We start from the raw sequence: 18956 nt of genomic DNA, 5'->3' as shown, positions 1-18956 counted from the left end.
TCGTGATCTAGGTGGCGGGCAGGCTGGTGATCAGCCCCAGCAGACCGTCCTCGTCGAGCAGGTCGGCCGGGCGGACCGTCTCGCCGCCGCGCACGTAGAAGAACGCGGCGCCGACCGTGTCCAGCGGGACTCCGCGCAGCTCGGCCCAGGCCAGCCGGTACGCCGCGAGCTGCACCCCCGCCGCGCTCGCGTCGGCCCCGCCGGGGCGCCCGCCGGTCTTCCAGTCCACGACGTCGTAGCGGCCGTCGGCGTACCGGTAGACGGCATCCATCCGCCCCCGCACCACGACCCCGGCGATCACCGACGCGAACGGCACCTCCACGTCCAGCGGCACCCGGTCGGCCCACTCGCTGGCCAGGAACCGCGCCTGCAGGTCGGCCAGGGCCGAGTCGGGCGCGGCGTCCTCGTCGGCGGCGCCGGGCAGCTCGTCGAGGTCGATCAGCCGCTCGGCCCGGAAGCGCTGCTCGAGCCAGTGGTGGAAGGCGGTGCCGCGGCGCGCGTACGGGTCGGGGCGGGCCGGCAGCGGCCGGCGCAGCGAGCGGGCCAGCCGCTGCGGGTCCCGGCGCAGCGACACGAGCTGCGACACGGACAGGTGCCCGGGCAGGCCGACCTCGACCGCGCCGCCGGCCCGCGGGGCCAGCCGGGCCTGCTCGGCCAGCAGCAGCTCGGCCTCGGAGGCCCAGCGGTCCACGAGCGGGTCGGCGGCGAGCTCCGCGTCCGGGTCGGCCGTGCGGACCAGGGCGGCGGCGGCCTCCAGCAGCGGCCGGCGGTGGCCGAGCGGGTCGGCGGGCCAGCTCGCGGACGGTACATCCGCGGCGGTCGGATTCTGCGCGTCGGCATCGGGCTTCGGCGCCCAGGCGTCCACGACCCCCGCGCCGGCCAGGCAGCGCTCGCGGATCTCGTCCAGGAACACGGAGGCGCCGCGGGCCCGCTTGACCCCCTCGCCCCACCAGTACCCGCTGGCCAGCAGCAGGCGGCGCGGGCGGGTCACGGCGACGTAGGCCAGCCGCCGCTCCTCCCGGACGTCGTGCTCGCGCCAGTCCCGGGTGAACCCCTCCAGCGCGGCCACGACGCCCTTGATGTCGGCGGTGCCGGTCAGGTCCAGCGCCGGCAGCCCGTCGTGGTCGCCGCGCAGCGGGAACGGCAGCACGCCGAGGCCGCGCAGCCAGTGGTCGCCGGCGTTGCTCGGGCCCGGGAACACGTCCGCGCACAGCCCGGCGACCGCGACGACGTCCCACTCCAGGCCCTTGGCGGCGTGCGCGGTGAGGATCTGCACGGCGCCGTCGACGACCTCGACCTCGCCCGGGGCCAGCCCGCGCTCCTCGTTCTCGGCCGCGGCCAGGAAGGCCAGGAACGCGCTGAGCGTGGCCCCCTCGGACTCGGAGGCGAACCGGGCGGCGATGTTGCTGAACGCGTCGAGGTGGCCGCGGGCCAGGCCGGCGTCGCCGGGGCGGGCCGCGACCTCGACGTCCAGGCCGGTGACCCGCTCCAGGTCGGCCACCAGGTCGGGCAGCGGCTGGTCGAGGCGCCGGCGCAGGGCCCGCAGCTCGGTGCCGAGGCGGACGAAGCGGCGGTGGCCCTCCTCGGAGTACCGCTCGGGGTCGCCGAGGTCGTCCAGGGCCTCGACCAGGACCGCCTCGTCCAGCCGGTCGGCGAGCTCGGGCTCGGCCGCGCTGTCGCCGGTGCGGCGGGCGGCGGCCAGGGAGCGGGCCCGGCGGTACAGGGCGACCAGGTCCCGGGGGCCGATCCGCCAGCGCGGGCCGGTCAGGATGCGCAGCAGCGCGGCGCCCTCGGCCGGGTCGGCGAGCACCCGCATGGTGCTCACCACGTCGCGGACCTCGGGCGTGTCCAGCAGCCCGCCCAGGCCGACGACCTCGACCGGCAGGCCGCGCGAGCGCAGGGCGTTCTCCAGCGCCGGGATCTGGGCCCGGGTCCGCACGAGGACCGCGGTCGACGGGCGGTCCTCGACCGGGATGTCGTAGGGGAACGTGTCCGGGTCGACCTTGGCCGCCAGCCGCCACGAGGCCAGCACCCGGTCGGCGACCCAGGCCGCCTCCTCGGTGTACGTGTCGAGCAGGGCGCAGTGCACGGTCGCGGTCGAGGCGGGCTCGGCCAGCACGTCGGCCGGGGCGAGCTCGCGCACCCGCGCGCCGTAGGAGCGCAGCGGGGCCGAGAGCGTGTTGGCCACGTCGAGGATCTCGGGCCGGTTGCGCCAGCTCGTGGTCAGCTCGCGCAGCGGCGCCTGTTCGCCGTCGGCGAGCGGGAACTCGACCGGGAAGCGGTCCAGGGTGCCGGCCGAGGCGCCGCGCCAGCCGTAGATGGACTGGCACGGGTCGCCGACCGCGGTCACCGGGTGGCCGCCGCCGAACAGCGCCCGCAGCAGCACGACCTGGGCGTGCGAGGTGTCCTGGTACTCGTCGAGCAGCACGACCCGGAAGCGGTCCCGCTCGACCTGGCCGACCTCGGGATGCGCGGTCGCGACGCGGGCCGCCCGGGACAGCTGGTCGCCGAAGTCCATGGCCTCCAGCAGCGCCTTCTTCTCGCTGTACTGCCGGATCAGCGGCAACAGCTGCAGGCGCGCCTGCTGCCGGGACAGCACGTCGCGCACCGGCTTGGCCATCTTGCCCGTCTTGCCGCTCACCTCGGCGAAGAACCGGCCGGTCCACGCGGCCACGTCGGCCGGCTCGCGCAGGTGCTCGGCCAGGTCGCCGGACAGGTGCAGCACGGCGTCGACGACGGTCGACGGGGCGGAGGAGACCGCGGTCATGTCCCCGTCGTACGCGCGCACGACCGTGTCGGCGAGCTGCCAGCACGCGGCCTCGGTCAGCAGCCGGGTGGACGGCTCGAACCCGGCCCGCACGCCGTGCTCGCGCACCACCCGGGCCGCGTACGAGTGGTAGGTGGCCACCGTCGGCTCGCCCGCGATGAGGTCGTCCCGCCCGAGCCGGCGCACCAGCTGGCCGAGGCGCTGGCGGATGCGGTGCGACAGCTCGCCCGCCGCCTTGCGGGTGAAGGTCAGGCCGAGGATCTGCTCCGGCCGCACGTGCCCGTTCGCGACCAGCCACACGACCCGGGCGGCCATCGTCTCGGTCTTGCCCGAGCCGGCCCCGGCCACCACGAGCAGCGGCCCGACCGGCGCCGAGATCACCTGGGCCTGCTGCGGCGTGGGCGCGGGGAGCCGCAGCAGCCGGGAGAGTTCGAGCGGGGTCATGTGACGTGCCGGCCCTTGCCGGAGACCGGGCAGGAGGTGCGCACCGGGCAGACCCGGCACTTGTTGTTGACCACGGCGCTGAAGGTGGAGGCGGCCATGGTCTGGGCGGTGCGGCGTACCAGAGCCTGGGCCCAGTTGGGGTCGTCGGCCTCGCCGAGCGGGGGCTGGACCTGCTCGCGGGCCGTGTTCGTCTCGCCGCCGAGCTGCACCAGCGAGGCCCCGCCCGCGACCGTGGACTCCTCGAACGCGCCCAGCTCGATCGCCGCCTGGTAGGCCGCCAGCTGCGGGTGCTCGGCCAGGTTGGCGTTGGCCGGGATCGACTTGCCGGTCTTGAGGTCGACCACGACGAGGCGGCCCTGCTCGTCGAGCTCCAGCCGGTCGACCCGCCCCTTGATCTCCACCGGCGCCTCGGGGTCGGCCAGCTCGACCAGGAAGTCCTGCTCGATCGCGACGAGCCGGCGCGGGTTGCCGGCCAGCCAGCCGATGAGCTTGTCGAGCATCGTCTCCGCGCGCTCCCGCTCCCGCCCGGCCAGCCAGCGGGCCGAGAGCTCGATCGCGTCGAAGCGGTCGGCCACGTACGCGACCAGCTGCGCCCGGTCCGCCGAGGCGTCGGAGGCCAGCATCGCCGCGGCGTGCACGAGGTTGCCGATGGACTGCTCCGGCGAGGGGGTCAGCGCCCCGCCGTGCCGCTCCAGCAGCCAGCGCAGGCTGCAGCGCTCGACGCTCTCCACGGTCGACGGGGTGACCTGCACCGCCTCGCCGGGGTCGACGAGCGGCCGCTCGTCCGAGAGCACCGGAAGGCCCCACCACGAGTCGGGATCCGCCCCTGGTACCTCCTGTTGCGCGAGCTTGGCCAGCAGCGCCGCGGCGGACCGGCGCCGCGGCTCCGGCGCGTCGGGATCGACCAGCGCGACCCGCAGCTCGGCGACGAGCGTCGGCAGCGTGAGCGCGCGCGGCGCCTCGAACGCGGGCTGCTCGTCGTCGATCGAGAGCTCGGTGAGGAACCGGCTGGGCTGCTCCTCGCCGTCCCCGGATGCGACCGCGGTCACCAGCACCTGCTCCCGGGCCCGCGTGACGGCCACGTAGAACAGCCGCCGCTCCTCGTCCAGCAGGGCCGACAGCCGCCCGATGGTCTCCATGCTCCGCCCGGACAGCACCTCGACCAGCAGCTCGGAGCCGAGCACGCTGCCGCGCAGCCGCAGGTCGGGCCAGACGCCCTCCTGCACCCCGGCCACCGCCACCACGTCCCACTCCAGGCCCTTGGCGGCGTGCGCGGTCAGGATGCGCACCGCGTCGCCGCGGTCGGCCGCGGGCGCGAGGTTGTCCGCCGGCAGGTCCTGCCCCTCGACGTGGTCCAGGAAGACGCCGGTACCCGCACCGGGCAGCCGGTCCGTGAAGCGCGCGGCGGCATCGAAGAGCGTCACGACCGCATCCAGGTCCCGATCGGCGGCCGCGCCCCGGTGCCCGCCGCGGGCGCTCAGCGCCGACCAGCGATCGGCCAGCCCGCTGGCGTGCCACACGGCCCACAGCACCTCCTCGGCCGTCGCGCCCGGGCGGGCGGCGGCCTCCCGGGCCTGCTGCAGGAGCCCGGCCACGGCCCGCGCCGGGGTGGCCCAGCGCCGCTCGATCATCGCCAGCTCGGCCGGGTCGCGCAGCGCCGCGAGCAGCAGGAGGCCCGACGGCCGCCGGTCCCCCGCGGCCAGCGCGAGCGCCCGCAGCCCCTGCCGCAGCCGCCGCTCGGCCAGCGGATCGGCCCCGCCCAGCGGCGAGTGCAGCAGCGCCACGGCGGCGTCCTCGTCGAGCCGCCCGCCGTCCAGCGCGCAGCGCAACAACAGCAGCAGCGGGGCGATCGCCGGCTGCAGGTGCAACGGGAGATCCTCGGACTCGGTCGTCGTCGGTACCCCGGCCGTGTGCAACGCCCGCTGCAGCGGCGCCAGCTGCCGGGCCGTCGAGCGCACCACGACCGCCATCCGCGACCACGGCACGTCCCGCAGCAGGTGCGCCTCCCGCAGCCGGTGCGCGATGAACGCGGCCTCGGACGTCTCCGACGCGAACGTCCGCGTCTCCACCGCCCCGCCGGCCTTCGCGGGGTGCATCGCCCGATGCCGCGAGGGCCCGCGCAGCCGCACCGCGAGCCGTCCGATCGGCGCGAGCAGTCCCTCGCCGAGCCGCTGCGAATGCGGGAGCGCCACCTGTACCGCGCCGGGGAACCGCAGTTCGAAGTCGCGCACGATCGCGGGGTCGGCCCCCCGGAACGCGAACGTGGAGGAGTCCGGATCGGCGAACCCGACGAGGTGCTTCCCGTTGCCGGCGACCAGTTCGAGCAGCTCGACCTGGGCCGGGTCGGTGTCGTGCAGCTCGTCGACGTAGACGTACCGGACCCGCCGCCGCTCGCTCTCCAGCAGGTTCGGGTCGTCGGCGAGCAGGCTCCCGGCCGCCCGGACCAGCTCGGCGTAGTCGTAGGCCACGGACCCGCGGCCGGTGGCGTCGCGCAGGGCGAGCACCTGCAGGTACTCCCGGAAGAACGCGGCCGCCGCGGCCCAGTCCGGCCGCCGGTGGATCCGCGCCAGCTCCTTCAGGCCCTCGGGCGAGACCCCCCGCTCGACGGCGCGCAGCAGCAGGTCCCGCAGCTCGGTCGCGAACGCCCGGGTGTTGAGCGCGGAGCGCAGCGCCTCGGGCCACGGCGCCGTGGACTCCCGCAGCAGCTCCCGGATCACCAGGTCCTGTTCGGGGCCGGTGAGCAGCCGCGGCGAGGTCTCGCCCCGCTCGACGGCGGCCCGGCGCAGCAGCCCGAACGCGTACCCGTGGAACGTCCGCACCATCGGCTCGGCGGTCGTGCGCAGCCCGCTCGACCGCCCGAGCCGCCCCTCGATCCGGTCCCGCAGCCGCACGGCGCCGCGCCGCCCGAACGTCAGGACCAGGATCGACTCGGGGTCCTCGCCGTCGACGACCCGCTGCGCGACGGCCTCGACGAGCGTGCTGGTCTTCCCGCTGCCGGGCCCGCCGACCACGAGCAGCGGCCCGTGGGTGTGCTCGACCACGAGCCGCTGCCAGGGGTCGACCTGGACCGGGACGGCCTTGACCGGGGCCCGCCGCACGAGCTTGTAGGCACGGCGAGGGCCCGCGGGGGAAGCGATCGCGGTCACGGCGCCAATGCTATTGCCGGGACGCGCCGAGCAGTGACGCCTCGATGAGGTCCAGCGATTCGTGGACATTGCGGGAGGTGAGCAGCATGGCCAGGGCCGAGCTGCGGACGAACTCCTGCTGCGTCTTCTCGCGCAGCCAGGCCAGCAGCCCGCCGTAGAAGCCGTCGTAGTCCAGCAGCAGGATCGGCTTGCGGTGCAGGTCGAGCGTGGCCGTGGTCCAGACCTCGAACAGCTCGTCGAGCGTGCCGAGCCCGCCCGGCAGCGTGATGAAGGCGTCCGCGCGCTCGATGAGCAGGGTCTTGCGGGACGCCATGCCGTCGGTGACGACCAGCTCGTCCGACTTGGTGTCGGCGACCTCGAGGTCGACGAGGGTCTGCGGGATCACGCCGTACGTGCGGCCGCCGCCCTCGCGCGCGCCGTCCGCGACCGCGCCCATCATGCCGACGCAGCCGCCGCCGGAGACCAGCTCGTGGCCGCGGCGGCCGATCTCCACCCCGAGGTCGTGGGCGAGGTCGAGCCAGCGCCGGTCGAGCCGCTGCGAGGAGGCGCAGAAGACACAGATCCGCGCCATCAGGTGTCGTCGCCTTCGTCCACGTGCTCGGCCGCGTCCCGGATGTGCTGGACCGCGGCGTCGACGTCGTCGGTGAGGTGGAGCAACTGGAGGTCCTCGGGGCCGATCTTGCCGTCGGGGAGCATCGTGTCGGTGATCCAGTCGAGCAGGCCCTGCCAGTAGGCGGTACCCATGAGGACGACCGGGAAGCGAGTGACCTTGCGGGTCTGGACCAGCGTGACCGCCTCGAACAGCTCGTCGAGCGTGCCGAAGCCGCCGGGGAGCACGACGAATGCCTGGGCGTACTTCACGAACATCGTCTTGCGCGCGAAGAAGTAGCGGAAGTCGATGCCGATGTCGACCCAGTCGTTGAGGCCCTGCTCGAACGGCAGCTCGATGCCCAGGCCGATGGAGAGCCCGCCGGCGTCGGCGACGCCCTTGTTCGCGGCCTCCATGACGCCGGGGCCGCCGCCGGTGATGACCGCGTAGCCGGCCCGGGCGAGGGCGCCGCCGAGCTGCTCGCCGAGGCGGTACTCGGGGCTGTCGGGCTTGCTGCGCGCGGACCCGAAGACGCTCACCGCGGGCGGCAGGTCGGCCAGGGTGTCGAAGCCCTCGACGAACTCGCTGAGGATGCGCAGCGCGCGCCAGGCGTCCTTGGTCTTCCACTCGTGGCGCAGGTGGGAGTCCAGCAGCCGCTGATCGGCGGTGCTCGGCGGGATGGCGTCGCGTCGGAGGGTCACCATGCCGCGATGCCGCTCCCGCGGCCGGCTGCGCTTGGGCTCGCTCATGCTGTCACCGTACGACGATCACCCTCATCCGGGCCCACCGGCACGGCCTTCCCGTGGTCCAATACCGCCATGGGGAGACGGGTGTGGCTGCCGATTCTGGCGGCGTGCGCCCTTCTGGCCGGTTCTTCCCTGATTTGGTACTCCCTGAGCGCCTCCTCCGCCACCGGTGCCATGGTCGCCGAGCCGCCGTCGCTCGATCTCTCGTCCGCGCCGGCCGCCGCGGAGTCGCCGTCGGCCACCTCCCCGTCGGCCGCCGCATCGCCGTCGCGGGCCCCGTCGCCGGCCGGGTCGCCCGCGCCGGTCGTCGTGCCGGCCAAGGGCAACGGGAAGTTCGACTTCGCGGGCAGCGGCGGCGACCGGGTCGGCACCGCCGGGCACCTCGTGCACTATGTCGTCGCGACCGAGCAGGGTTCGGGCGTCGATCCGGAGGTCTTCGCGGCGGCGGTCCAGGACACCCTCGGCGACAACCGCAGCTGGATCGCGGGCGGGAAGTTCTCCTTCCAACGGGTGCCGTCCGGCAGCGCCTCCGAGCTCACGGTGCACCTGGCCACGCCCTCGACCACCGACACGATGTGCGCCAAGCGCGGCGTGCGGACCAAGGGCGAGGTCTCCTGCCGCGGCGGCCGGGACGTGATCATCAACCTGAAGCGCTGGCTGCTGGGGGTCGCGTGGTACCCGAGCCTCGCCGACTACCGCGACATGGTCGTCAACCACGAGGTCGGGCACTTCCTCGGCAACGGCCACGCGATCTGCCCGCGCAAGGGCGCGCCCGCCCCGGTCATGGCCCGCCAGTCGTTCGGGCTGGAGGGCTGTGTCGCCAACGCGTGGCCCTATCCGGACGGTAAGACCTTCGTCACAGGTCCACCCGCGCCGCGATGATCGGACATTCTCGGTAGGAAAACGGGTGCAGAGCGCAACGTTTCCCACTGCCGTCGCGTCCTACCCGATATACCGGTGGTCACGGCGTGGGGGGTGTGACCGGCATGACACGTACCGATCAAGATCGTCAGAAGCGGCAGATGAACCGGCGGATCCGCGAGGTGCTCGCGGTCCGGCGGATGCTGCGCAGCTTGGACCCGATCGCCGAGGAGCAGCCGCCCTCAGCCCCGTAGCCAGCGGCGCAGCACCTCGGCGCCCTCGGTGATCTTGTCGATCTCGACGTGCTCGTCCTGCTTGTGCGCGAGGTTGGGGTCGCCCGGGCCGAAGTTCAGGCCGGGGATGCCCAGCACCGCGAAGCGGGCCACGTCGGTCCAGCCGAGCTTGGCCCGCGGCGGCTTGCCGATCGCGCCCAGCAGCTCCTGCGCGGCGGGCGCGTCCAGGCCGGGGCGTGCACCCGGGGCCGAGTCGACGAACTCGAGCTCGAACCCGTCCAGTACCTCGCGCACGTGCGCCTCGGCCGCCGCCTCGTCCCGGTCCGGCGCGAACCGGAAGTTGACCTCCACCTCGCAGCCGTCCGGGATCACGTTGCCGGCCACGCCCCCGGAGATGCGGACCGCGTTCAGGCCCTCGTGGAACTCGCAGCCGTCGATCACAACCGTGCGCGCCTCGTACTCCGCCAGCCGCTGCAAAATCGGCGCCGCCTTGTGGATGGCGTTCTCCCCCAGCCAGGACCGGGCCGAGTGGGCGCGCTTGCCGTAGGTCCGCGCCAGGATGCGCTGGGTGCCCTGGCAGCCGCCCTCGATCAGCCCGTGGGTCGGCTCCAGCAGCACCGCGAACGAGGCGTCGGTCAGCAGGTGCGGGCTGCGCTTGGCCAGGATGTTCAGCCCGTTGCGCGCGGAGTCGACCTCCTCGCACTCGTAGAAGACGAAGGTCACGTCGTGCCGCGGCTCCGGCTCGGTCACCGCCAGGTGCAGGGCGATCGCGGTGCCGGCCTTCATGTCCGACGTGCCGCAGCCCCACAGCAGGTTGCCCTCGGTCCGCGAGGGGAAGTTGTCGTGCAGCGGCACGGTGTCGAGGTGCCCGGCGAGCACGACCCGCTGCGGCCGGTTCAGCTCGGTCCGCGCGACGATCGTGTGCCCGAAGCGCTCGACCTTGAGCGCGGTGCCGGCGAGGGCCTCCTCCACGCGGTCGGCGATCTCGGCCTCGTTGCCGGAGACCGACTCGATGTCGACGAGCGCCCGGGTCAGGGCCACGGGATCGGTGAGAGTGGCGCGCGTGAGCATGACTCGACCTTAGTAGGACGGGCCGCTGGGCGGGTGCGGTAGCGTTCGACCACGTGACGACCGCCTACATCGACTCGCCCGCGTGGGGGCTGGGCCTGGCCACCGTGACCGCCTCCGGCCAGGTGCTGGACGCCTGGTTCCCGGCCGGCAACCTCGGCCTCGGCCAAGCTCCCCACGCCGCCGCCGGCACCACCGCGACCGGGCTCGACCCGGCCACGGCCGCCGCCGCGACCGCCGCCTCCGTCCTCGATCCCGGCAGCGCCGCCGCCGCGGTCTCCGCCGCCGTGGCCGCCTCCGGCCCGACCGGCGCCGGCACGGACTTCGCGGACCTCCCGGAGGGCGACGGCCCGCTCGGCTCGCGCACCGAGGTCGTGCGGGTGGAGATCGGCTCGCTCGGCGACGCGCCGGCGAGCACGGCCGAGGCGTACCTGCGGCTGCACCTGCTCTCGCATCGCGTCATCCGGCCACACCAGGCCAACCTCGACGGCCTCTTCGGGCTGCTCCCCAACGTCGCCTGGACCTCGGCCGGCCCGTGCCTGCCCGAGCAGGTCGACGAGCTGCGCGTGGCCGAGCGCCGGGCCGGTCGCCGGCTCAACATCTTCGCCGTCGACAAGTTCCCGCGCATGGTCGACTACGTGACCCCGTCGGGCGTGCGCATCGCCGACGCCGACCGGGTCCGGCTGGGCGCGCACCTCGCCCCGGGCACCACCGTCATGCACGAGGGCTTCGTGAACTTCAACGCCGGCACCCTCGGCAACTCCATGGTCGAGGGCCGCATCTCGGCCGGCGTCGTGGTCGGCGACGGCACCGACGTGGGCGGCGGCTCGTCGATCATGGGCACCCTGTCCGGCGGCGGCAAGGAGACCATCGCCCTGGGCGAGCGCTGCCTGCTCGGCGCCAACGCGGGCATCGGCATCTCGCTCGGCGACGACTGCGTGGTCGAGGCCGGCTGCTACATCACCGCGGGCTCCAAGCTGACCCTGCCGGACGGCCGCGTGGTCAAGGCCCGCGAGCTGTCGGGCGTGCCGAACCTGCTGTACATCCGCAACTCGGTCTCCGGGCGCCTGGAGGTCCGCGAGCGGCAGGGTCGCGGGATCGAGCTGAACGCCGCGCTGCACGCGAACTGAGCCTTTGTCCCGGGCGGGCTTGCTGCAGGCCCGCCCGGGTTGGGGCCTGATATGTCGGGCGCTGGCGCGCCGCGACATATCCGGATTTATACCCCGACGGGGGATGTGTCGCTTTCAGTGCTCACGGTGATCTTTGAAATCGCAGGTCAGAGCCGCGATGCCGCCGAATCGACGCGCTCGTCGGTGGCGGTCAGCGCCACCCGGACGTACTCCGCGCCCGCCGGACCGTAGAACGCGCCCGGCGCCGCCAGGATCCCGCGCTCGGCGAGCCAGCCGACGGTGGCCCAGGAGTCCTCGCCACGGGTCAGCCAGAGGTACAGGCCGGCCTCGGAGTGCTCGACGGTGAACCCCGCGCGCTCGAAGGCCTGGCGGAGGACGGCGCGGCGCCGGGAGTACCGTTGCCGCTGTTCTTGCACGTGTTCCTCGTCCCCGAGGGCGGCGATCATCGCGGCCTGCACCGGTGCGGGCACGATCATGCCGGCGTGCTTGCGCGCGGCGAGCACCTCGTCGATGAGCGCGGGGTCGCCGGCCACGAACCCGGCCCGATAGCCGGCGAGGTTCGAGCGTTTGGACAGCGAGTGTACGGCGAGCACCCCGTCGTAGTTCCCGTCGCAGACCGACAGGATCGACACGGGCTCGGACTCCCACGGCAGCGGCAGGTAGCACTCGTCGCTGACCACGATCGCGCCGCGCTCCCGCGCCCAGGTCACGACCTTGCGCAGGTGCGCCTCGGGCAGCACCTTGCCGGTCGGGTTGGACGGCGAGTTGACCCACACCATGCTGACCCGCTGCGGCCCGAGGGCGGTCAGCGCGTCGGCCCGGACCACGCGCGCGCCGGCGAGCAGGACGCCCACCTCGTACGTCGGGTAACACACCTGCGGAATCACCACGGTGTCGCCCTCGCCCAGCCCGAGCAGCGTCGGCAGCCAGGCGACGAGCTCCTTCGAGCCGATCGTGGGCAGCACGCCGAACTCGTCGGACGCGGGGCCGCACGAGCGCGTCACCCAGGCCCGGATCGCCGCGCGCAGGGCCGGGGTGCCGGCCGTCAGCGGGTACCCGGGCGCGTCCGACGCCTCGGCCAGCGCCGCGCGGATCAGCGGGGGCACCGGGTCGACCGGCGTGCCGATCGAGAGGTCGACGAGGCCGTCGGGGTGGCGGGACGCGGTGGCCTTGGCCGGCTCGAGCCGGTCCCAGGGAAAGTCGGGAAGCCCGGCCGCGAGCGCGCGCCGGGCCCCGAAAGCGGTGCCGGTCAGTGTTCGCGCTCCTGCGGCGGGAGGGTGGCCACGAACGGCGCGTCCTTCTCGATCTTGCCGACCTTCGACGCGCCGCCGGGCGAGCCGAGGTCGTCGAAGAACGCGTAGTTGGCGCCGGTGAAGTCTTTCCACTTCTCCGGGACGTCGTCCTCGTAGAAGATCGCCTCGACCGGGCACACCGGCTCGCAGGCGCCGCAGTCCACGCACTCATCCGGGTGGATGTAGAGCATGCGGTTGCCCTCGTAGATGCAGTCGACAGGGCACTCCTCGATGCAGGCCTTGTCGAGCAGGTCCACGCAAGGTTCGGCGATGATGTATGTCACGGGTCGCCCTCTTTCGCGCCTGAGGCTGCCAGCCTGGGGTTGGCAAGCCCCGCCGCATCCCTACCGCGGCGGTACGAGCCTAGTATCCAGGTTCACGGGAGGTCGATCGTGCTCGGGCCACAACATGTGGGACAACGCGTTGTGGTACGCCGAATCGCCGGGATGCGCGACGCACGACCCGTGTTTTCGGACATTCTGGGCGAGCTTCTCGAAGCGACCGAGACGCATATCACAGTCCGTGCCCGCGCCGGAGCGGTGCGCGTTCCATTGCATGAGATCGCCCGGGCCAAGCCGGTCCCGCCGCGCCGCCGTTTCACCCCGACTGAAGCCCTCGAGGCCGCTGCGGCCCAGGGCTGGCCGGCCCGCGAGCAGGGCCACCTCGGCGACTGGCTCCTGCGCGCGACCGACGGCTGGACCCAGCGCGGCAACTCGGTGCTGGCGATCGGCTCCCCCGACCTGCCGACGGGCGAGGCGATCGATTTCGTGCAGCGTTGGTACCGCGAGCGCTCCCTCACCCCCGCCTTCTCCATCTCGGTGCCGCTCTTCCAGCGCCTCGACGAGGAACTGGAGCGCCGCGGCTGGACGGCGATGCCGGTCTCCCAGGTGATGACGATCCCGCTCCCGGCGCTGCTCGCCGCCGTTCAGGCACGCTCCGACCTCGCAGCGCCCGTGGGGCGGTTGGAGCTGGCCACGGAGCCGACCGAGGCGTGGCTGGCCTCGGTCGCGGGCCGCAAGGGCGAGTTGCCGGACTCCGCGCTGCACGTGCTGACGGCGGTCCGCCAGGTGCGATTCGCCCACTGGTACGACGAAGCCGGCACCCTCCTCGCCACCGCCCGCGGCTGCGTGGCCGACGACGAGTCCCGCTGGCTCGGCCTGTCCCTGATCGGCGTGGACGAGTCGCTGCGCCGCCGCGGCCTGGCCCAGCGCCTGATGGCGGCCCTGGCCGAGTGGGCCCAGTCCGTCGGCGCGCGGGACGTCTACCTGCAGGTGGAGCAGCGCAACACGGCGGCTGTGGCGCTGTACACGCGCCTCGGCTTCACCGTGCACCACGCGTACTCGAGCCGCCGCCTGCTGCCCTAGCGGCGGACGGCCTTGCGGGGCTTGGTGTCGTTGCGCTCGATGTACCGCTTCCAGGACTGCGACTTGTAGTCCAGCCCGGTCGTCATCAGGATGCCGAGCCCGATCACCGCGCCGATCGCCGACAGCCCGAGGAAGTAGAAGAACTGGCGGAACACCAGCCCCACGCCGTTCTCGAACGGACCCACGCCGGACACGAACGGCCCGATGAGCACCGCGAGCAGGCACGCGATCACGACCGCCAGCCCGAGCTCGCCGACGACGCGGATCATGGGCACGCGCCGCCCGTACCAGAAGGCGACGGGAATCATCACCGCCCCCACCGCGAACAGCGCCCACAGCCCGATGGTGATCTGCTTCGCGTCATCGTCGCCGGCCCCGACCCGCACCACGAGCCGCGCAATGACGTTGACCACGAAAAGGCCCGCCGCGACGAGCCCGACGGGCAACCACCGCTCCTTCATCGCCAGCCTCCGTCACGTGAGTTCCCCGATTCGCCGAACCCTGGCAATCTCGGCGCGGGAACGTGTTTACCCGTCTACACTGCGTGCGCGCAAGACCCGCCACCTCAGAGTTCGCTGAACCCCGTCTTCCCGACACTTGGCGGCGCCCCCGGGCGGTGCCCCGGAACGGTCAGTGCGCGGCCGGAGCAGACGGGTCCGGAGTGCTCGGCGCGGCGGCCCGCGGTCGCATCGCCGAGAGGTAGATGCCGATCGCGAACGCGAGCGGCCCCGCGAACAGCGTCAGCAGCCCCACCCAGTTGTCGTCGGTGATGATCAGGTCGCCCTCGGAGGTCCGCCCGGCCGAGAGGATCCACACCACGCACCACGCCGCCGCCGGCAACAGGGCGGCCAGCCGGCTTCGCGTCGTGGTGAACGCGAACCAGCCCAGCAGCGGGTTCGTCACGATCGCCATGAGCAGCGAGACCGGCACCCGGAACCCGCCCACGCGCAACGGCGAGTACAGCGCCTCCACGATCGCCAGCCCGGCCCCCAGCAGGGTGGCCACGATCAGCCCCCCGACCGTGATCGAGATGTCGAGCACCCGCTCCGCCTCCGGCGAAAGCCGCCGCCGAGACGCCGCCGGCTCCTGCTCCGGCTCAGGCCAGACCACGCCCGCAGGCTCCTCGAAAGGCTTCTCCAAAGGCTCCTCAACGGGCTCCGGCAAAGGCTGCTCCAAAGCCGGGGCCGGCCGCGGCGGCCCATTGCGCTTCGCGCTCACGACTCCTCCGGCTCCAACCCCGACGACGACCCCAGCGCCGACGTCCCCAGCACCGCATGCGACGCCTCAGAAGCCTCCAGCCCCGCCGAACCCAGCGCCGCCGTCTCCAGCCCCGCCCGCGGCCCGGGCGCCCGCACCGCGGCCGCCACGTCGAGCCCCGCGAACAGGTCCTCCTCCCAGCCGAACGGCCCCACGCCGGGCCCCTTGGTGCCGCGCGCGAGCTGGTAGTACTCCACGCCCATGAACTCGGCGCCGAAGTTCCCCGCGATCGAGAACAGCCAGGACGACGGCGGGATCTGCGTGGCGTGCGCCTTGAGGGCGGCCGTCTTCTCCTCCGCGTACTCGTGGCCGTCCACCCGCGCCGCGATGTCCTCGTCGGCCGTGCCGAACGGCAGGTCCTCCGGCCGCTCGATCTCGGCGAACGGGTTGTCGGAGGACCCCCGGAACTGCTCCATGCCGGCCATCAGGACCGAACGGGGTACAGCAGTCCAGTACACCTTGGAAGGCCCTATGCCCTCGGCCTCGGCGAGCTCGACGGCGCGGGTCAGCACCCGGTGGGCCTGGATGTGGTCGGGGTGGCCGTAGAAGCCGTTGGGGTCGTAGGTGACCGCGACCTGCGGGCGGGTCTCGCGGATCACCTCGAGCAGCAGGCCGGCCGCCACCTCGAGGTCGGCCCCCCAGAAGGCGCGCGGGTGCTTGTTGGCCGGGGTGTCCATCATCCCGGAGTCGCGGTAGCGCCCCGCCCCGCCGAGGAAGCGGTGGTCGGTCACGCCCAGGTGGCGACAGGCGGCGTCGAGCTCGGCGATGCGGTAGCCGCCGAGCTGGTCCCCCTCGGCGGCGGCGATCCCGGCCAGCGCGGGCACGTGGATCTCGCCTTCCTCACCGAGCGTGCAGGTCACGAGGGTGACGTGGGCGCCTTCGGCCGCGTAGCGGGCCATGGACGCGCCGGTCCCCATCGACTCGTCGTCGGGGTGTGCATGGACGAACAAGATGCTCCGAGCGGTCACGGGGGCAACTCTACGGCCTGCCTCTGACACTTTTCCCAACCGCCACGTCGGGCGTGAGCATGCGCATACCAGGAGTGACGACAATCCTCGGTTCCGGCCCAATCACATGACAATCCGGCGGGCAGGAGTCAACATTCCGGGGTGGACTATCCGGAGTTGGCCGCGCGAACCCGACGTTTCTCCTACGGCGCACCCCGCGCCGTGACGGTGAGCCCGGACGGGGCTCGGGTGATCTTCCTGCGCTCCTCGGGCCCCGAGGACCCCAGCGACGCGCTGTGGGTCTTCGACGTCGCCGCGCGCTCCGAGCGCTGCCTGGCCGACCCGGCGACGCTGCTGCGCGACCAGCCCGACCTGCCGCCGGCCGAGCGCGCGCTGCGCGAGCGGCTGCGCCTGTCCGCGGGCGGCATCGGCGCCTTCGCGCTGGACGGCGCCGGGGTGCTGGCCGTCTTCCCGCTCGGCGGCCGCCTGTTCCGCGCCGACCTGCTCACCGGCGACGTCACCGAGATCGACACCGCCGGACCGGTCGTCGACCCCCGCCTCGACCCGACCGGCCGCCGGATCGCCTACGTCACCGGCGGCGCCCTGCGCGTGATCGATGTCGACGGCACCGACGCCGTGCTGGCCGGCGAGGAGGGCGTGACCTGGGGCCTCGCCGAGTTCATCGGGGCCGAGGAATTTCACCGCTTCCGTGGGTACTGGTGGTCGCCCGACGGCCGCAGCATCCTCACCTCCCGCGTGGACGAGTCCCGCGTCCCCCGCTGGCACCTGCACGACCCGTCGCAGCCCGAGCAGCCGCCGACCACGATCGCGTACCCGCACGCCGGCGCGTCCAACGCCAAGGTCACCCTGCACGTGCTCGACCTCGACGGCGGGTGGGTGGACGTGCACTGGGATCGGGAGACGTACCCGTACCTCGTCGCGGCGAACTGGACCGAACAGGGCGGCCCGCTCCTCGCGGTCCTGCGCCGCCTGCAGCAACACGGCCTCGTGATCGCGGTCGACCCGCGCACCGGCGAGACGCAGGTCCACGCCGAGCTCGCCGACCCGCGCTGGGTCGAGCCGGTCCCGGGCACCCCCGCCCACCTGGCCGACGGCCGCGTGCTGGTCGGCGGCGAACTCGCCCACGACGGCTACGACGCCCGCTGCCTGTTCGCCGACGGCAGCCTCATGACCCCGCCCAACTTGTACGTCCGGAGAGTCGCCGGCCGCCTCGACGGGGACCTGATCGTGGAGGCCAGCGAGGGCGAGCCGAGCGAGCAGCACATCTTCCACATCCCGGTGACCCAGTCCAGCCCCCGCGCGACGCGCCTGACGACCGAGCCGGGCTGGCACGTGGCCCAGGCGGCCGGGCGTACCGTCGTCATCGGCTCGCAGACCCTCGAGCGCCCGGGCTGGGAGTACCGCATCCTGCACAACGGCGACCAGATCGGCACGATCGAATCGCAGGCCGCCCAGCCCCCGTTCGCCCCGCGGCCGGCCCTGGAGCGCGTGACCGATCGGCGGGTTCCGGCCGGCGTGGTGTACCCACGAAACCATGTGGCCGGACGTCGACTTCCGGTGCTGGTGGCCATCTATGGCGGCCCCGGCCACCAGGAGGTCGTCGCGGCCCGGGCGCGCTGGCTGGAGAAGCAGTGGTGGGCGGACCAGGGATTCGCGGTCGTGTCGATCGACAACCGCGGCACGCCCGGCGTGGCGCCGAGCTTCGACAAGGCCATCCACCGCCGCTTCTCCGACGTCATCCTGGCCGACCAGGTCGACGCCCTGGAGGCCCTGGCCGGCAAGCACCCCGACCTCGACCTGGGCCGCGTCGCGATCCGCGGCTGGTCCTTCGGCGGCTGGCTGTCAGCGCTCGCGGTCCTGCGCCGCCCCGATGTCTATCACTGCGCGGTGGTAGGCGCCCCGGTCACCGACTGGGCCCTCTACGACACCGCCTACACCGAGCGCTACCTGGGCCTGCCCGCCGACGCCCCCGAGGTGTACGCGCACAACTCCCTGGTCGAACTCGCCGCCGAACCCCCCATCCGCCCCGACGACGCCCGCCCGATGCTGCTCGTCCACGGCCTGGTCGACGACAACGTGGTGGCCGCACACACCCTGCGCCTCTCGGCCGCCCTGCTCGCCGCCGGCCGCCCGCACTCCATGATCCCGCTGACCGGCGCCACCCACATGGCCGCCGGCGGCCTGGCCGAGAAGCTCCTGCGCATCGAGCTCGACTTCATCCGCCGTTCGCTGCCCCCGCAAGACTGATCACGACGTCCCCGCCGAGCCGCCCGCCGTCGGGATTCCGCCGCACCGCCCCCGCATGCAGCAGGGCCACAATGACCTTCTGCGCATCAGCGGCCCGATACACCGTGTCCGTGAGCGCAAACCGCTTCAACTCGGTGACCGTCAGGCTGTTTTCCTTGAGCCGCGCCAACAGTTCCCGCCGAAGCGCCCCGGGATTCGGCTCCAGCGATATGTCCATGAGATGCCCCTCGGGATCCCTGGGATCGCGATAACGCACTCCGGCGTACTCGTCCAGCGCCCACAATTCGCCCTTGAACGCCTCGAGACTCTTCCCCGACCGAGTCCCGAATCCGATCAGTAATTCGCCGTCCTTCTCCACGAGCTCAACCCCGGCGGTCAATTCCAGCCCCGCCCGCTGCAATTCCCCGCGCTGTTGTTCCCAGGTACCGGCGGGAGCGGTGAGGAGTACGACCGCCGCTTTGAAGCTTTTGTCGACACTGTCGTCCACCATCGCCAGCACCGGCCCACTACCGGCCCCGGCCGCCTTCAGAACAGCGCCGACGTTCGTGTTCGGAACAACGTGAACCGCCAATGCCGCAGGTGTACTGAGCTCACGCTGCACATCCGCCAGCCGCCCTTGCAACCCTTCGGTCCCGGGCGCGACGAACAGCAGCGTAAGCCGCCCGCGCAGCCGGTCCCCAAATTCCCCGAACGCCCGGACCGCGGCCTCGGCGGTATCGTGATCGATCCCACGACCCGACGCATAGAGAAACGCAGCACCATGCGGAGCATGCAAATTGGCGGGCGCCCACGTGTCAACGCAGCGCACGAGCAGTTCCCGCGTTACCGCACGTATCGACATATC

The 18956-nt window shown here is 73.3% G+C and carries 16 protein-coding genes; 5 read left to right on the top strand and 11 right to left on the bottom strand.

What is annotated here, in order from left to right; all coding sequences use genetic code 11:
- Nucleotides 1–7 precede the first annotated feature (7 nt).
- The 4 genes from ACQPZ4_RS04940 to ACQPZ4_RS04925 are packed head-to-tail and all read right to left on the bottom strand — an operon-like array spanning nt 8 to nt 7695.
- Nucleotides 8–3262, bottom strand: a complete 3255-nt coding sequence (locus ACQPZ4_RS04940) for an ATP-dependent helicase (RefSeq protein WP_433066261.1) — start codon at nt 3260–3262, stop codon at nt 8–10.
- Nucleotides 3208–6309, bottom strand: coding sequence for an ATP-dependent helicase (locus ACQPZ4_RS04935; RefSeq protein ID WP_433066258.1), 3102 nt, complete (start codon nt 6307–6309; stop codon nt 3208–3210). Before ACQPZ4_RS04935 ends, ACQPZ4_RS04940 begins: the two co-directional genes overlap by 55 nt.
- Before the next feature lie 58 nt (nt 6310–6367).
- Nucleotides 6368–6928, bottom strand: a complete 561-nt coding sequence (locus ACQPZ4_RS04930) for a TIGR00730 family Rossman fold protein (RefSeq protein ID WP_433056557.1) — start codon at nt 6926–6928, stop codon at nt 6368–6370.
- Nucleotides 6928–7695 carry a TIGR00730 family Rossman fold protein gene (locus tag ACQPZ4_RS04925; protein WP_433056555.1) on the bottom strand — a complete coding sequence of 256 codons (768 nt, stop codon included), beginning with the start codon at nt 7693–7695 and terminating at the stop codon, nt 6928–6930. The genes ACQPZ4_RS04930 and ACQPZ4_RS04925 overlap by 1 nt, the downstream gene beginning before the upstream one ends.
- 69 nt (nt 7696–7764) lie before the next feature.
- Between ACQPZ4_RS04925 and ACQPZ4_RS04920 the strand changes: the two genes are divergently transcribed.
- Nucleotides 7765–8574: a DUF3152 domain-containing protein gene (locus tag ACQPZ4_RS04920; RefSeq protein WP_433056553.1), complete on the top strand. Its 810-nt coding sequence runs from the start codon at nt 7765–7767 to the stop codon at nt 8572–8574.
- A gap of 104 nt (nt 8575–8678) precedes the next feature.
- On the top strand, nt 8679–8807 hold the full coding sequence (locus tag ACQPZ4_RS04915; RefSeq protein WP_433056551.1) for a hypothetical protein: 129 nt from the start codon (nt 8679–8681) through the stop codon (nt 8805–8807).
- Here the strand turns inward: ACQPZ4_RS04915 and dapE are convergent.
- Nucleotides 8796–9857 carry a succinyl-diaminopimelate desuccinylase gene (dapE, locus tag ACQPZ4_RS04910; RefSeq protein ID WP_433056549.1) on the bottom strand — a complete coding sequence of 354 codons (1062 nt, stop codon included), beginning with the start codon at nt 9855–9857 and terminating at the stop codon, nt 8796–8798. The two genes, ACQPZ4_RS04915 and dapE, sit on opposite strands and share 12 nt — an antisense overlap.
- A 53-nt stretch (nt 9858–9910) precedes the next feature.
- Between dapE and ACQPZ4_RS04905 the strand changes: the two genes are divergently transcribed.
- Complete coding sequence (locus tag ACQPZ4_RS04905) at nt 9911–10984, top strand: DapH/DapD/GlmU-related protein (RefSeq protein WP_433056547.1); 1074 nt, start codon at nt 9911–9913, stop codon at nt 10982–10984.
- A 146-nt stretch (nt 10985–11130) separates the two neighbouring features.
- Here ACQPZ4_RS04905 and dapC read toward each other — a convergent pair whose 3' ends face one another.
- The gene (gene dapC / locus ACQPZ4_RS04900; protein ID WP_433066255.1) at nt 11131–12237 is read right to left on the bottom strand and encodes a succinyldiaminopimelate transaminase; all 1107 of its coding nucleotides are present in this window, start codon (nt 12235–12237) and stop codon (nt 11131–11133) included.
- Complete coding sequence (fdxA, locus tag ACQPZ4_RS04895) at nt 12234–12560, bottom strand: ferredoxin (RefSeq protein WP_433056545.1); 327 nt, start codon at nt 12558–12560, stop codon at nt 12234–12236. The genes dapC and fdxA overlap by 4 nt, the downstream gene beginning before the upstream one ends.
- Nucleotides 12561–12668: 108 nt before the next feature.
- Between fdxA and ACQPZ4_RS04890 the strand changes: the two genes are divergently transcribed.
- Nucleotides 12669–13640, top strand: coding sequence for a GNAT family N-acetyltransferase (locus tag ACQPZ4_RS04890; protein ID WP_433056543.1), 972 nt, complete (start codon nt 12669–12671; stop codon nt 13638–13640).
- Here ACQPZ4_RS04890 and ACQPZ4_RS04885 read toward each other — a convergent pair.
- From ACQPZ4_RS04885 to mshB, 3 genes are all read right to left on the bottom strand, one after another.
- Complete coding sequence (locus ACQPZ4_RS04885; protein ID WP_433056542.1) at nt 13637–14101, bottom strand: hypothetical protein; 465 nt, start codon at nt 14099–14101, stop codon at nt 13637–13639. The genes ACQPZ4_RS04890 and ACQPZ4_RS04885 overlap by 4 nt on opposite strands.
- A 169-nt stretch (nt 14102–14270) precedes the next feature.
- Entirely contained in the window at nt 14271–14750 is a 480-nt protein-coding gene (locus ACQPZ4_RS04880) for a hypothetical protein (RefSeq protein ID WP_433056541.1), read from the bottom strand.
- Nucleotides 14751–14854: 104 nt separating this feature from the next.
- The gene (gene mshB / locus ACQPZ4_RS04875; RefSeq protein ID WP_433066252.1) at nt 14855–15814 is read right to left on the bottom strand and encodes an N-acetyl-1-D-myo-inositol-2-amino-2-deoxy-alpha-D-glucopyranoside deacetylase; all 960 of its coding nucleotides are present in this window, start codon (nt 15812–15814) and stop codon (nt 14855–14857) included.
- Nucleotides 15815–16006: 192 nt separating this feature from the next.
- Here mshB and ACQPZ4_RS04870 point away from each other — a divergent pair, with 192 nt between their 5' ends.
- The gene (locus ACQPZ4_RS04870) at nt 16007–18112 is read left to right on the top strand and encodes a prolyl oligopeptidase family serine peptidase (protein ID WP_433056540.1); all 2106 of its coding nucleotides are present in this window, start codon (nt 16007–16009) and stop codon (nt 18110–18112) included.
- Here the strand turns inward: ACQPZ4_RS04870 and ACQPZ4_RS04865 are convergent.
- Complete coding sequence (locus ACQPZ4_RS04865) at nt 18081–18953, bottom strand: hypothetical protein (RefSeq protein ID WP_433056538.1); 873 nt, start codon at nt 18951–18953, stop codon at nt 18081–18083. The two genes, ACQPZ4_RS04870 and ACQPZ4_RS04865, sit on opposite strands and share 32 nt — an antisense overlap.
- Between the last annotated feature and the right edge of the window lie 3 nt (nt 18954–18956).

This window comes from Dactylosporangium sp. CS-033363, from assembly GCF_050942475.1.
In the GTDB taxonomy this organism is placed as follows: Bacteria; Actinomycetota; Actinomycetes; order Mycobacteriales; family Micromonosporaceae; genus Dactylosporangium.
This window is presented reverse-complemented; position numbering and strand designations above follow the sequence as displayed.